The 14,143-nt window shown below is 68.3% G+C and carries 12 protein-coding genes and 2 riboswitches; of the genes, 9 read left to right on the top strand and 3 right to left on the bottom strand.

Translation table 11 applies throughout. The annotated features are described in order from the left end of the window. Positions 1–8: 8 nt before the first annotated feature. Positions 9–386 carry a glycine cleavage system protein GcvH gene (gene gcvH / locus GFH48_RS13405; RefSeq protein ID WP_153288493.1) on the bottom strand — a complete coding sequence of 126 codons (378 nt, stop codon included), beginning with the start codon at positions 384–386 and terminating at the stop codon, positions 9–11. Positions 387–551: 165 nt separating this feature from the next. Next, positions 552–1,670 carry a glycine cleavage system aminomethyltransferase GcvT gene (gene gcvT, locus GFH48_RS13400; protein ID WP_153288492.1) on the bottom strand — a complete coding sequence of 373 codons (1,119 nt, stop codon included), beginning with the start codon at positions 1,668–1,670 and terminating at the stop codon, positions 552–554. A gap of 34 nt (positions 1,671–1,704) precedes the next feature. Beyond that, positions 1,705–1,816: riboswitch (glycine riboswitch) on the bottom strand. After that, positions 1,817–1,938, bottom strand: a riboswitch (glycine riboswitch). It abuts the riboswitch before it with no gap. Positions 1,939–2,106: 168 nt separating this feature from the next. On the opposite strand from gcvT, the gene GFH48_RS13395 reads away from it, so the two are divergent. From GFH48_RS13395 to GFH48_RS13360, 8 genes are all read left to right on the top strand, one after another. Then, positions 2,107–2,781 carry an AAA family ATPase gene (locus GFH48_RS13395; RefSeq protein WP_153288491.1) on the top strand — a complete coding sequence of 225 codons (675 nt, stop codon included), beginning with the start codon at positions 2,107–2,109 and terminating at the stop codon, positions 2,779–2,781. 276 nt (positions 2,782–3,057) lie between these two features. After that, positions 3,058–3,840, top strand: a complete 783-nt coding sequence (locus GFH48_RS13390; protein ID WP_153288490.1) for an enhanced serine sensitivity protein SseB — start codon at positions 3,058–3,060, stop codon at positions 3,838–3,840. A gap of 169 nt (positions 3,841–4,009) precedes the next feature. Then, complete coding sequence (locus tag GFH48_RS13385; RefSeq protein WP_153288489.1) at positions 4,010–4,810, top strand: enhanced serine sensitivity protein SseB C-terminal domain-containing protein; 801 nt, start codon at positions 4,010–4,012, stop codon at positions 4,808–4,810. Positions 4,811–5,156: 346 nt separating this feature from the next. After that, a complete protein-coding gene (locus tag GFH48_RS13380) occupies positions 5,157–6,170 on the top strand; it encodes an ABC transporter permease (protein WP_153288488.1) in 1,014 nt (337 codons plus the stop codon). A gap of 66 nt (positions 6,171–6,236) precedes the next feature. Continuing rightward, entirely contained in the window at positions 6,237–8,018 is a 1,782-nt protein-coding gene (locus GFH48_RS13375; RefSeq protein ID WP_153288487.1) for an ABC transporter substrate-binding protein, read from the top strand. 117 nt (positions 8,019–8,135) lie between these two features. Next, a complete protein-coding gene (locus GFH48_RS13370) occupies positions 8,136–9,134 on the top strand; it encodes an ABC transporter permease (protein WP_153288486.1) in 999 nt (332 codons plus the stop codon). Continuing rightward, the gene (locus GFH48_RS13365) at positions 9,131–10,225 is read left to right on the top strand and encodes an ABC transporter ATP-binding protein (RefSeq protein ID WP_153288485.1); all 1,095 of its coding nucleotides are present in this window, start codon (positions 9,131–9,133) and stop codon (positions 10,223–10,225) included. The genes GFH48_RS13370 and GFH48_RS13365 overlap by 4 nt, the downstream gene beginning before the upstream one ends. Before the next feature lie 23 nt (positions 10,226–10,248). Continuing rightward, on the top strand, positions 10,249–11,553 hold the full coding sequence (locus tag GFH48_RS13360) for an ABC transporter ATP-binding protein (protein ID WP_228120556.1): 1,305 nt from the start codon (positions 10,249–10,251) through the stop codon (positions 11,551–11,553). Between the two features lie 177 nt (positions 11,554–11,730). On the opposite strand, the gene GFH48_RS13355 is transcribed toward GFH48_RS13360, so the two are convergent. Beyond that, complete coding sequence (locus tag GFH48_RS13355) at positions 11,731–12,252, bottom strand: hypothetical protein (RefSeq protein WP_153288483.1); 522 nt, start codon at positions 12,250–12,252, stop codon at positions 11,731–11,733. Between the two features lie 460 nt (positions 12,253–12,712). Here GFH48_RS13355 and GFH48_RS13350 point away from each other — a divergent pair, with 460 nt between their 5' ends. Beyond that, positions 12,713–14,104 (top strand): M1 family metallopeptidase, encoded by a 1,392-nt coding sequence (locus tag GFH48_RS13350; RefSeq protein ID WP_153288482.1) that lies wholly within the window; start codon positions 12,713–12,715, stop codon positions 14,102–14,104. Positions 14,105–14,143: the final 39 nt, after the last annotated feature.

Raw genomic sequence — 14,143 nt, 5'->3', positions numbered from 1 at the left:
GTGACTCCTCAGCCGGCGGTGAAGGCGGTGTACTCGTCGGCGGACATCAGGTCGTCCGGCTCGCCCGTGACGCGTACCTTGAACAGCCAGCCGCCCTCGAAGGGGGCGGAGTTCACCAGCGACGGGTCGTCCACCACGTCCTGGTTGGCCTCCACGATCTCGCCGGTGACCGGCGCGTACAGGTCACTGACCGACTTGGTCGACTCCAGCTCGCCGCAGGACTCGCCCGCGGTCACCGTGTCACCGACCTCCGGAAGCTGGGCGTAGACGACATCGCCGAGCGCGTTGGCCGCGAACTCGGTGATGCCGACCGTCGAGACGCCGTCCTCGGCGACCGACAGCCACTCGTGCTCCTTGCTGTAGCGCAGCTGCTGGGGGTTGCTCATGGCCTGAATTCTCCTGTACGCGGGGGAGTGCTGATGCACGGGTACGGACGGGGTGTCGGGTGTCCTGGGACAAGGGAAGGACGAGGGAAGGGCAGGGACGGACAACGGAAAGGGGACAGGGCGCGACGGGGTACGTCACGTCGACGCGCCCGAGCCCCGGTGGACCTACTTCTGGCGCTTGTAGAACGGCAGCGCCACGACCTCGTACGGTTCGTGACTGCCCCGGATGTCCACGCCGACCCCGGGGGTGCCCGGTGCGGCGTGCGCGGCGTCGACGTAGGCCATCGCGATCGGCCGGCCCAGCGTCGGGGAGGGAGCGCCGGAGGTGACCTCGCCGACGACCGTGCCGCCCGTGACCACGGCGAACCCGGCGCGCGGCACCCGGCGGCCCTCGGCGACGAGCCCGACGAGCACCCGCGGGGGGTTCGCGGCGGCGCGTTCGGCGGCGGCCTCCAGGGCCTCGCGGCCCACGAAGTCGCCCTCCTTCTCGAACTTCACGACGCGCCCGAGCCCCGCGTCGAAGGGGGTGAGCGAGGTGGTCAGCTCGTGCCCGTACAGCGGCATGCCCGCCTCCAGGCGCAGTGTGTCGCGGCAGGACAGACCGCACGGGACCAGCCCGGCCGGCGCGCCCGCCTCGGTCAGCGCCTGCCACAGCTTCTCGGCGTCGGACGGGGCCACGAAGAGCTCGAAACCGTCCTCGCCCGTGTAGCCGGTGCGCGCGATCAGCGCCGGGACGCCCGCGACCGTGCCGGGCAGACCGGCGTAGTACTTCAGGCCGTCGAGGTCGGCGTCGGTGAGCGACTTGAGGATGCCGGGGGACTCGGGGCCCTGCACGGCGAGCAGCGCGTACGCGTCCCGGTCGTCGCGGACCTCGGCGTCGAAACCGCCGGCGCGCTCGGTCAGCGCGCCGAGGACGACCTCGGCGTTGGAGGCGTTGGCGACGACCATGTACTCGGTCTCGGCCAGCCGGTACACGATCAGGTCGTCGAGGATGCCGCCGTCCGCACGGCAGATCATGGTGTAGCGGGCACGGCCCACGCCGACGGAGGCGATGTTGCCGACCAGCGCGTGGTTCAGGAGCGCGGCCGCCTGCGGGCCGGTGACCGTGATCTCGCCCATGTGCGAGAGGTCGAAGAGACCGGCCCGGGTGCGGACGGCGACGTGCTCGTCGCGCTCGGAGCCGTACCGCAGGGGCATGTCCCAGCCCGCGAAGTCGGTCATCGTCGCGCCCAGCGAGCGATGCAGGGCATCGAGCGCGGTACGACGGGGTGCGTTACTGCTCATCGGTGGGGCTCCCAAGGCATGACGGCGAGGTCGTTCCTCCCCATCTGTCATCGGAACCTGAGAGGTTCATCACGACCCCGCGAACGGAGGTCATGACTTGCACCTTGGGTGGAGCCACCGGTGAGCGGCCCGCTTTTCAGATGTGCCTCGCCCGCGCGGTAACGGGGCCTGAGAGATTCAAGGGAGGGACTTGCTCCTTCGGCGTCCCAGCAGAACGTACGTCACACGGATGCGTGCACGTCACTGGGAACTCTCCCGCGCGGATTCAAGCGGCCGGTATGCAGTTGGCGGGCACATCATTGCACGCGCCGTCCGATGACGGCAGTCCGCATCTGTAACCGGGCTGTGGCAGTCCGAACACGGAAACAGGAAGCGCCGCGCATTACCTTCTCTTTACACTCGACGGGGATGGGACTCCAGACCCAAGGGGAGGACGATCACGGTGAACAGGACCAGGGCGTACGCGACGACCTCGGCCCTCGCGCTGCCGCAGCAGCCGAGTACCCCGGTCCGGGAGGGGTGCGGCACGCTTCCGGCGGCCGTCGTGCGCGACCTCAGGGAGCGCGCGGGACACAGCCCGCACGGTCTGTACTTCGGCACGGCGGACCTCGTGGTGGTCACCGGACTGCCGGGCAGCGGCAAGTCGACCCTGATGCGCCGCGCGGTCGCCGGCCGGCGCGTGGACTCCCAGGACACCCGCGACCGCTGGGACGGCCGGCTGGCGCGCCGGCTCCCGTACGCGGTCTACCGCCCCCTCGTCCGCCTCGCGCACTACGCGGGCCTGCGCCGCACGCTGCGCTCCGGCGCCGGCGTCGTCGTCCACGACTGCGGTACCCAGGCGTGGGTGCGCCGCTGGCTCGCCCGGGAGGCCCGCCGCCGCGGCGGCACACTCCACCTCCTGCTCCTCGACGTCACCGCGGGCACGGCGCTGGAGGGTCAGCGTGAGCGCGGCAGGGGCGTCTCGCGGTACGCGTTCGCGCGGCACCGGGGCGCGCTGAGCCGGCTGCTGCGCTCCGTCGAGCGGGGCGAACTGCCGGAGGGCTGCGGCTCGGCGGTGCTCCTCGACCGCACCGCCGCGGACGTGCTGCGCCGGATCGACTTCGACGGCTGATCCGACGGCTGGGAGGGTGCGGGGCCGGTCACCGGGGCACGCGCCGCACGGGAACCCGTCGTGCCGGAGCCCGTCGCACGGGAGCGCGGAGCCGGTCGGACGAAGGCCGTACGCGAGCTCGTACCGGAGAACGGGACATCGTCGTACGAGAGGGTCGTAGGCGCCCACTAACCTTTCCAGCCGGAGCACCACAGCGGAGCACCCGAGCAGCAGACCAGAACAGCACACCAGGACACCGGAACACCGGATCAGCGGTTCACAGCAGGCGGTAGACAGATGGACTTCCCCGACTTCCCGGCACCAGCGCACCCGCACCCCCACCCGCACGGCGGCTGGCCGGGCAACGAACTGGAGGAGGTGCTCTCCGCGTCGCTCGGAGTGCCCTCGGCGGGCGGCCGCATCGTCGAGGTCCTCGGCCGCAGCTTCGTCTGGGTGCCGCTGCCCAACGGCGGCGGACCGCACGCGGGCCCCCTCGACCTGCCCACCCTGGAGATCGACGGCCAGGCGTACGTACCGGTCTTCAGCTCCGAGGAGCAGTTCCGCCAGGTCGTCGGGAGCCATCTGTCGTTCACCATCGCGCCCGCCGTCGAGTTCGCGCGCGGGCTGCCCCCGCAGGTCGGCGTCGCGATCAACCCGGGCGGTGTGGTGGGCGTACCGCTGCCGCCCCTCGCGGTCGCCGAGCTGTGCCGTGCCGGACGCACCCCGCTGGACGGTCCCGCGAGCGGCGGCCGGGTGAAACTCTTCGAACCCGACTGGCAGGACGAGCCGGTGGACTTCCTGGCCGCGGCCTCGGGCGAGTTCGCGGCGACCGGTGTGGTGCTGACCGCGCGCCGCTGCCTGGCCAGCATCGAGGGCGACGACCCCGTGATGTTCATCGGGGTCGAACTGGCGGGCTGGGAGGGCGACGCCACGGCGCCTCCGCTGGACGCGCTGGGCCGGGCCCTCGGCCGGGTGCCGGTGGACCGGCCGGTGAACATGGTGTTCCTGGACGTCGCGCAGGACCCGGTGGGGGAGTGGATGCGCGTGAACGTGCGCCCGTTCTACCGGCAGGGCTACTGACGCGGTGGCCCCTCCCGCGCCATGCGTCAAGTCGCTGTCAGGATCGCCGCTTAAGCTGGTTTCATGGCTCGGTCGGGGTGTGGTCGAGGTGTCGACGCACCCGGGCCACCGGTGTCGCTGGCGTAATGGGTGAGTTCATCGTGATTTCTTCGCGAAGGGGCGATTGAGGGTGAGTGCGTCGGGCACGGCCGCGGCCGGACAGGTCGAGCACATGCTGCGCCAGGTGACGCCCGGGCGTTACGACGCCTACGAGGCGCTCCTTCGCGCGCTCGCGACCCCGTCGTCCGGCCAGGTGTGGATGCTGCTCTGGCACGGCCAGGGCGGCTCCCCGGACGCCCAGTACGGAAACATGGAGGTGGGCGGTTTCGGCTACGCGCCGTGCGTCACCTCCGCCCAGGAGCTCTCGGCCAGTGGCTGGAACAGGTCGTACGAGGTCGTCGACGGCCTCGACGTGGCCCGCACCCTCTACCCCGACCACTTCGGACTCTGGCTCAACCCGCACGCCCCGGGCGGCGGGCTCGGCATCCCCTGGCTGGACCTGCGCCGGATCGCCGCCGGCCTGGAGCGTCAGCCCGCCGGCCCGCTCAGGCTGTCCGAACCCGGCATCGAGATCCCGCAGTTCTACGCCCTGCTCACGCAGAACGCGCACCGCACCCCCGCCGTCCGTTCGCTGCGGCGCACCTGGGTGCAGCCCACGCTCGGGGCGCCTTATCTGGCCATCGGGCTCGACGTGTACGACACCTCGCCGCCCGCCGTCGACTCGGTGCGGGCGATGATGCAGCAGTCGATCGGCGCGGTCCCGGACGGCCTGCCCGTGTCCACCGTCGCGATGTCCGACGAGTACGACCCGGTGGCGATGTGGCTGCGCGCCAACGCGCGCCCGTTCTACGACCGCGAGGCCCACGCGGCCCCGGCGCAGGCGCCGGTGGCGGGCGGGTACGGGTACCCGCCGGCGCGCGGTGTCTACTGAGGCCGTCGCTGAACGAACGGTGAAGGGCCGTCACGGGTCCTTCACCCGGGGCCGCGCATTTCTTCGCGCGTAGATGGCAAGGGATCGTCCGGTTAGTGCCCTTATCCGCCGTGACCGCACCAACTGCCCCGTGTCCGACACCCGTTACCCACCGTCCGGATAACGGAACACCTCGAATGGCATCACGTTTAGGCATCCATTCACCGTCAGGTCTGGCTACAGATCGCCGGTGCGTTGAAGACTCCCGCTCCAAGGGGGTTTAACTCCCGTGTACGACGGACTGATCATGCCGCCACAGCGGCACGTGTGGGCCGGCTACCGCCGGTTGAGAGGGGTCCCTGCCACGATGACGGCACCATTGCACGAGCCGACCGCGGAAGCGGCTCCGAGCGCGACCGAGGAAGCGGCGGCTGCCAGCGCTGCCGAGGCCAAGGCGGCGGTACAGGGGCGGTCCCTCGGGCGGATCGCCTGGGAGCGCCTCAAGCGGGACAAACTCGCCCTCACGGGTGGCATCGTCGTGCTCGTACTCATCGCGATCGCGCTGCTGGCACCCGTGATTACCAACCTGGTCGGCCAGGATCCCGAGACGCACCACGAGAACCTCATCGACCCGCTCTTCTCGACCCCCACGGGGTCCTGGGGCGGTATCAGCGGGGGCCACCTGCTCGGTGTCGAGCCGGTCAGCGGCCGCGACATCTTCGCCCGGATCATCTACGGCGCGCGGATCTCGCTCCTGGTCGGCTTCCTGTCGGCTCTCGTAGCCGTCGTGCTGGGCACCGTTCTGGGTGTGCTCGCCGGCTACTTCGGAGGCTGGGCCGACGCCCTCATCAGCCGGGTCATGGACGGCCTGCTGGCCTTCCCGCAGCTGCTGTTCATCATCGCCCTGGTCTCGGTCATGCCCAACGAGATGCTGGGTCTGTCGGGCACGGGCGTGCGCCTGCTCGTCATGATCCTGGTGATCGGCTTCTTCGGCTGGCCCTATGTCGGACGTGTGGTGCGCGGCCAGACGCTCTCGCTGCGCGAGCGCGAGTACGTGGAGGCCGCCCGCAGTCTGGGGGCGGGCCGGTTCTACATCCTGTTCAAGGAACTGCTGCCGAACCTCGTCGCGCCCATCATCGTGTACACGACGATGATGATCCCGACCAACATCCTCACGGAAGCAGCGCTGAGCTTCCTGGGTGTGGGCGTCAAGCCGCCCACCGCGTCCTGGGGACAGATGCTCTCCTCCGCGATCGATTACTACGACTCGGACCCCATGTACATGGTGATTCCCGGTGTAGCGATCTTCATCACCGTGCTTTCCTTCAACCTCTTCGGCGACGGCGTACGCGATGCGCTCGACCCGAAGGGTTCTCGCTGAACTGCCGTACCCCCTTGGGCCCTTGGCTTCACCATGGGCCGATACATACACGGAGGATCCGAGATCGTGACTACCCAACGCACCACAGGGCGGCGCAAGCAGGCTGCTGCCGCTGTCGCGGTGGTTGCCGCGCTGCTGACCACGGCTGCGTGCGGCGGCAGCGGCGATGACAAGAGCGGCGACAAGCAGGGCGCTGCCGGCTTCAACGCCGGCAACAACAAGGTCGCCAACGCCTCGGCCAAGAAGGGCGGCACGCTGAAGTTCGCCGGTGCCCAGGACGCCGACTCGTGGGACACCACGCGTGGCTACTACGGCTTCGCCTGGAACTTCATGCGGTACTACAGCCGTCAGCTCGTCACCAACCAGACCCAGCCGGGCGCCGAGGGCGCCAAGGTCACGCCGGACCTCGCGACGAGCACCGCGAAGGTCACCGACGACGGCAAGACCTACACGTACACGCTGCGTGACGGCGTCAGCTGGGAGGACGGCAAGCCGATCACCTCCAAGGACGTCAAGTACGGCATCGAGCGCGTCTGGGCGCAGGACGTGCTGTCCGGCGGTCCGGTGTACCTGAAGGACGTCCTGGACCCGAAGGGCGCCTACGCGGGTCCGTACAAGGACAAGTCCGCCGACCACCTGGGTCTGAAGGCGATCTCGACGCCCGACGACAAGACGATCGTCTTCCACCTGCCCGCGGCGAACTCGGACTTCGAGGAGATGCTCGCGCTGACCTCGGCCTCCCCGATCCGCGCGGACATGGACACCAAGTCCAAGTACGGTCTGCACCCCTTCTCGTCCGGCCCGTACAAGTTCAAGTCGTACACGCCGAACAAGGCGATCGTGCTGGAGCGCAACACCAACTGGAAGCAGTCCTCGGACCCGATCCGCAAGGCGCTCCCGGACCAGATCACGGTCAACTTCTTCACCAACGCCAATGACATGGACCAGCGCCTGATCAACGGCGACTACGACCTGGACATCGGCCAGACCGGTATGTCCCCGCAGGGCCGCACCATCGCCCTGAAGCAGCACAAGGGCAACCTGGACAACCCGGTCTCCGGCTACGTCCGCTACGCGGTCATGCCGAAGACGGTGGCGCCGTTCGACAACGAGCACTGCCGCAAGGCCGTGATCTACGGTGCCGACCACAAGTCGCTGCAGACCGCGCGTGGTGGCCCGATCGCCGGTGGCGACATCGGCACCAACATGCTCCCGCCGTCCGTCCCGGGCGCCGAGGGCCAGAAGTACGACCCGTACGGCACCGCCGCGAACGACGGCGCCGCCAACATCGCCAAGGCCAAGGAAGAGCTCAAGGCCTGCGGCAAGCCGACCGGCTTCAAGACCACCATCGCGGTCCGCAACAACAAGCCGGTCGAGGTGGCCACCGCCGAGTCGCTCCAGGCGTCGCTGAAGAAGGTCGGCATCACCGTCGACATCGAGCAGTACGACGGTGCGCAGACCGCCGGCATCATCGGCAGCCCTTCGAACGTGAAGAAGAAGGGCTTCGGCATCATCATCATGGGCTGGGGTCCGGACTTCCCGACCGTCCAGGGCTTCGGTCTCCCGCTGTGGGACGGCAAGTACATCCTCGACAGCGGTAACAACAACTTCGGCATGATCGACGACAAGACGATCAACGGTCTCTTCGACAGCTACGTCAAGGAACTGGACGCCGCCAAGAAGGTGTCGATCTCGACCGAGATCAACCACAAGGTCATGGAGGGCGGCTACTACCTGCCCTTCGTCTTCGAGAAGTTCATCAACTGGCGCTCGACGCGGCTGACCAACGTCTACACGACCGACGGCTACAGCGGTCAGTACGACTTCGTCAACCTCGGCGTGAAGTAATCCGGACCGGCGCACCCGCCATAAGGCACGAAAGGCAGGTGAAGGCCGGAGCGGCGTGAACCGTGGGCCACCGGAAGACCTCCGGTGGCCCACGGCCCCGCCGTCGGGCCGAGAGCAGTGCTCGCTTACCTCATCAGGCGGCTCTTCGCCGCCGCAGTGATGCTGGTGGTCATCATTCTGGTGGTCTTCGGCATCTTCTTCCTCGTCCCGAAGTGGGCGGGGGTCGACCCGGCCACGATGTTCGTGGGCAAGCAGGCAGACCCCGCGGCCATCGAGGCGGTCCGGCAGAAGCTCCAGCTGGGCGACCCGATCTTCGTCCAGGTCTGGGAGTTCTTCAAGGGCATCTTCGTCGGACGCACCTACTCGGGCGGCGGAGACGTCACGCACTGCGCGGCGCCTTGCTTCGGCTACTCCTTCCGCAATGAGCAGGCCATCTGGCCGGTCATCACCGACCGCTTCCCGGTGACCCTGGGACTCGCTCTCGGTGCCGCCGTCCTGTGGCTGATCTTCGGTGTCTCGGCGGGTGTGCTCTCCGCGCTCAAGCGCGGCTCCCTCTGGGACCGCGGCGCGATGGTCGTCGCCCTCGGCGGCGTCTCGCTCCCCATCTACTTCACCGGTCTGCTGTCGCTGGCGATCTTCAGTTACGGGCTGAACTGGATCGACGCCCAGTACGTGCCCCTGTCGGACAGCGTCGGCGGCTACCTCGGCGGCATGATCCTGCCCTGGATCACCCTCGCCTTCCTGTACGCCGCGATGTACGCCCGGATCACCCGCGCCACCATGCTGGAAGTCATGGGCGAGGACTACATCCGGACCGCACGTGCCAAGGGCCTGCGCGAGCCGGTCGTCATCGGCAAGCACGCCATGCGCTCCACGATGACGCCGATCCTCACCATGCTCGGCATGGACCTCGGCGCCCTCATCGGCGGCGCGATCCTCACCGAGACCACGTTCAGCCTTCCCGGCCTCGGCCAGGCCGTCCTCAAGGCGATCAGCGACAAGGACCTGCCCGTCATCCTGGGCGTCACCCTGATCACCTCGCTCGCGGTGATCGTCGCCAACCTCGTAGTGGACGTCCTGTACGCCGTGATCGACCCCCGAGTGAGGCTCTCATGACCGAACTCAGCAAGAGCGGAGCGGTCGCCGAGCCCGTCATGGACTCGCCCGCACCCTCCGCCTTCCTCGAAGTACGCGACCTGAAGGTGCACTTCCCGACCGACGACGGTCTGGTCAAGTCCGTCGACGGGCTCAGCTTCCAGCTGGAGAAGGGCAAGACCCTCGGCATCGTGGGCGAGTCCGGCTCCGGCAAGTCGGTGACCTCGCTCGGCATCATGGGCCTGCACACGGCCGGCCAGTACGGCAAGCGCAAGGCGCAGATCTCCGGTGAGATCTGGCTGAACGGCACCGAACTGCTGTCCGCCGACCCGGACTACGTACGCAAGCTGCGCGGCCGCGAGATGGCGATGATCTTCCAGGATCCGCTGTCCGCGCTGCACCCGTACTACACGATCGGTCAGCAGATCGTGGAGGCGTACCGCATCCACCACAAGGTGGACAAGAAGACGGCGAAGCGCCGCGCGGTCGAGATGCTCGACCGGGTGGGCATCCCGCAGCCGGACAAGCGCGTGGACAGCTACCCGCACGAGTTCTCCGGCGGTATGCGTCAGCGCGCGATGATCGCGATGTCGCTGGTCAACAACCCCGAGCTGCTGATCGCGGACGAGCCGACGACCGCCCTGGACGTGACCGTCCAGGCGCAGATCCTCGACCTGATCCGGGACCTGCAGAAGGAGTTCGGCTCCGCGGTCATCGTCATCACCCACGACCTGGGCGTCGTCGCCGAACTCTCCGACGACATCCTGGTGATGTACGGCGGCCGTTGCATCGAGCGCGGTCCCGCCGAGAAGGTGTTCTACGAGCCCCGCCACCCCTACACCTGGGGACTGCTCGGCTCGATGCCGCGCCTGGACCGTGAGCAGACCGAACGCCTCATCCCCGTCAAGGGCTCCCCGCCCTCGCTGATCAACATCCCGTCCGGCTGCGCCTTCAACCCGCGCTGCCCGTACGCGGACGTTCCCAAGGACAACGTGACCCGCACGGTCCGTCCCGAGCTGACCGAGGTCGGCGGACGGCACTGGGCCGCCTGCCACATGCCCCAGGAGCAGCGGGAACGCATCTGGATCGAAGAGATTGCGCCGAAGCTGTGAGCGAGAAAGCCAAGGACGCGGAAGTGACCATTCCCGCACAGGCGCAGGACGAAGGCGGCGCCACCCTCACCAAGGACGCCGCTCCCGGTGAGGTCCTGCTGAAGGTGACCGGGCTGCAGAAGCACTTCCCCATCCGGAAGGGCCTGTTGCAGCGTCAGGTCGGTGCCGTGCGCGCCGTCGACGGCATCGACTTCGAGGTGCGTTCCGGGGAGACCCTGGGCGTCGTGGGCGAGTCCGGCTGCGGCAAGTCCACGATGGGCCGGCTCATCACGCGGCTGCTCGAACCGACCGCGGGCAAGGTCGAGTTCGAGGGCAAGGACATCACGCACCTCGGTGTGAGCGGCATGCGCCCGATGCGCCGTGACGTCCAGATGATCTTCCAGGACCCGTACTCGTCGCTCAACCCCCGCCACACGGTCGGCACGATCATCAGTGCCCCGTTCAAGCTGCAGGGCGTGACCCCCGAGGGCGGTGTGAAGAAGGAGGTCCAGCGGCTGCTGTCGGTCGTCGGCCTCAACCCCGAGCACTACAACCGCTACCCGCACGAGTTCTCCGGCGGCCAGCGCCAGCGCATCGGCATCGCCCGCGCGCTCGCGCTGAACCCGAAGCTGGTCGTCGCGGACGAGCCGGTGTCGGCGCTGGACGTGTCCATCCAGGCGCAGGTCGTCAACCTTCTCGACGACCTGCAGCAGGAGCTCGGCCTCACGTACGTGATCATCGCGCACGACCTGTCGGTCGTCCGGCACGTCTCGGACCGGATCGCGGTGATGTACCTCGGCAAGATCGTGGAGCTCGCCGACCGCGACTCGCTGTACTCGGCGCCGATGCACCCGTACACCAAGGCCCTGATGTCCGCGGTGCCCATCCCGGACCCGAAGCGCCGGAACGCGAAGAGCGAGCGGATCCTGCTCACGGGCGACGTGCCCTCGCCGATCGCGCCGCCCAGCGGCTGCCGCTTCCACACGCGGTGCTGGAAGGCGACGGAGATCTGCAAGACGGTCGAGCCGCCGCTCCTGGAGCTGAAGCCCGGCCAGCGGGTCGCCTGTCACCACCCGGAGAACTTCGAGGACCAGGCGCCGCAGGACACGGTGCTGCTCTCCGTCGCGAAGCAGGCGGCCGAGTTCGTGGCCGACGAGGTGCTGGCGGAGTCGGCGGAGACGTCGGCGGCGGTCGCCGCTGAACTGCGGACCGAGGAGACCCCGGCGGAGGAGACCACGGTCGCCGCTGCCGGGGAGTCCACCGCGGTGGAGTCCGAGGATGCCTCCGAAACGGTCGCGGCCGATGAGCCGGACGCGTCGAGGGAATCGGGAACCGACACCCAGAAGTAGTCAGGCGCAGTATCGAAGCCGGCGGATGTTCGCCGACGACCGTGCCCCGGTGACCAGAGAATTGGTTACCGGGGCACAGGTTTTGGCGAATTCAGGAATCAGGCGCCGAAGTTGAAAGCGAAAGTGAATTCCGAAGCGAAGTCGGCGGCCCGGGACAATTCGCCGGCCGTTCGCCGATCAGGAACTGGTCTCCCAGTAGTGCCAGCCGACGGAAGTCGCCGGAAGCTTGGCCGTACCTGACGCGAGCACCGTCACCGAGCAGTTCGGGTTCGTGCGGTTCGACTCCCACCCGACCTTGAAGCCGTTCGAGCCGTACTGCAGGTTGCCGTACTTGTGGGCGTGGATGTCGTGCGAGTACGAGTGGCCGGTCGTGACGGCCACGGACTTGGTGATGCTGCCGCTCACCGACGCCTTCGCCGAGGCGAACAGGTAGCTGGCGCTCACCTCGAGGGAGGTGGAGAGGCTGTACGTGATGGTGGACGCCCGGGTGACGGAGGCGCTGATCGTGCCGCCCGGACCATCCTTGAAGTACGCGCCGCTCGCGGGAATCCGGTAGGTCGTGTGCGAGGTGATCCGGACCCCGTAGTCGACCGGGCACGACCTTTTCGGTGTGACCGCCGCCGAGGCCGGCGCCGCGCCCGCGACAACCGGCATGATTCCGGCGACGACGAGCGTGGCCAGCTTTGCTCTCTTACTCATTGGTTCCCCCATGTGAGTGGTCCGGTCCCCGGATTTCGCGGAGCCCGTCGAGCTGGAGTGAGCTTATGAATGCGACCGGGAGTGGTCAATCGAATTCGGCGGAGTTGAGGAACAATTGAGCCTACCGGATCGTGCGGTAAAGACTCGGAATTGGTCGAGTCCCCGCAGGTTCAAGTGGCGAGTTCTCCTCCGTTTTCGGGGGTGTGGCGATTCCGGGAGTTCGGTGGGGGCGCGGCGCGGATCGCTGGGACCGCCGGGACCGGTTTCCGGCGGCGGGTTCCCTGCCGGGCGGAGGGGTCCGGACGGCCCCTCGCCGAACCGGAAGCCGGCCGTCAGGAGTCAACCGGCGAGTAGGCCATGACGATTAGGCAAAGTCATGAACATGCCCGAACGGGAGAGTGCAGAGTCTCGCGTGTCCATCTGATCAGGAGCGATCAGAACACGTACGAAAGGGACGCTCATGGCACTCTCCCGTTCGGCACGTTTAGGGGCCCTCGCGACCGCGGCGGCCTCCTTCCTCGTCATCGCCGCCTCCTCCGCCCCGAAACCGGGCGCGGACGGCATCGGAGACCCCTACTTCCCCCAACTCGGCAACGGTGGCTTCGACGCCCGCCACTACGACCTCGACGTGGCGTACAACCCGGACACCGACCGCCTCGACGGGCGGACGACGCTCACCGCCCGCGCCACCCAGAACCTCTCCTCCTTCGATCTGGACCTGCAGAAGCTGGAGGTCACGAAGGTCGAGGTGAACGGCAGACGGGCGGACTTCACGCGTGCGGGCGACGAGATACGCATCACCCCGCGCGGCACGCTGTCGAAGGGCAGGACCTTCACGGTGACCGTCACCTACGGCGGTGTCCCCGAGGCCCTCAACGGTCCCATCGTCTTCGGCTCCGACTACGGATGGATGAAGACCGCGGACGGGGTCTTCGTCGCCTGCGAGCCGAACGCGGCCTCCTCCTGGTTCCCGTCCAGCGACCACCCCTCCGACAAGGCGACGTACGACATCCGTATCAAGGCTCCGAAGGGCCTCACCGGAGTCTCCAACGGCCGCCTGATCTCGACGCGGGACACGGGCGCCGGCACCGTCACGCACTGGCGCGAGAGCCGGCCCATGGCGACCTACCTCGCGACCGCGACCATCGGGAAGTTCGACGTGAAGTCGGGGCGGACCCCGGCCGGTACGCCGATCTACGTCGCCATCGACCCGGTGCTCGCCAACAGCAACAGCGTCGACGTGTACGCCGTGACGGCCGCGGCCACCGACTACTGGTCGCAGATCTTCGGCCCGTATCCCTTCGAGGAGACCGGCGCGATCGTCGACGACATGCCGGAGGCCGGGTTCTCGCTGGAGGTGCAGTCCAAGCCCGCGTACTCCGCCGTGCGCTCCGAGTCGACCATCGTGCACGAGCTGGCCCACCAGTGGTTCGGCGACTCGGTCTCCGTGGAGCGGTGGAAGGACATCTGGCTCAACGAGGGCTTCGCGACCTACGCCCAGTGGCTGTGGTCCGAACACCAGGGCGTCCGCTCGGCGCACGACTCGTTCCTCGCCGGGTACAACACACGACCGGCGGACTCGTCCTTCTGGCAGACGGTCGTCGCCGATCCGCAGCGGGACACCATGTTCGCCTCGGCGGTCTACCAGCGCGGCGCGATGACGCTCCAGATGCTGCGCGAGCGCATCGGCGACAGCGCGTTCTTCAAGCTGCTGCCCGCCTGGACCAAGCTGCACCGGTACGGCAACGCGAACACGGCCGACTTCATCCGGCTCGCGGAGAAGATCTCCGGGCAGCAGCTCGACGATCTCTTCCAGACCTGGCTCTTCACCCCTGGGAAACCTTCTCTCTAGGTCTCCGTTTGCCGTCTAGGCCTTCTTTTGTAAGGTGCA

The sequence above is a fragment of the Streptomyces fagopyri genome, assembly GCF_009498275.1.
In the GTDB taxonomy this organism is placed as follows: domain Bacteria; phylum Actinomycetota; class Actinomycetes; order Streptomycetales; family Streptomycetaceae; genus Streptomyces; species Streptomyces fagopyri.
This window is presented reverse-complemented; position numbering and strand designations above follow the sequence as displayed.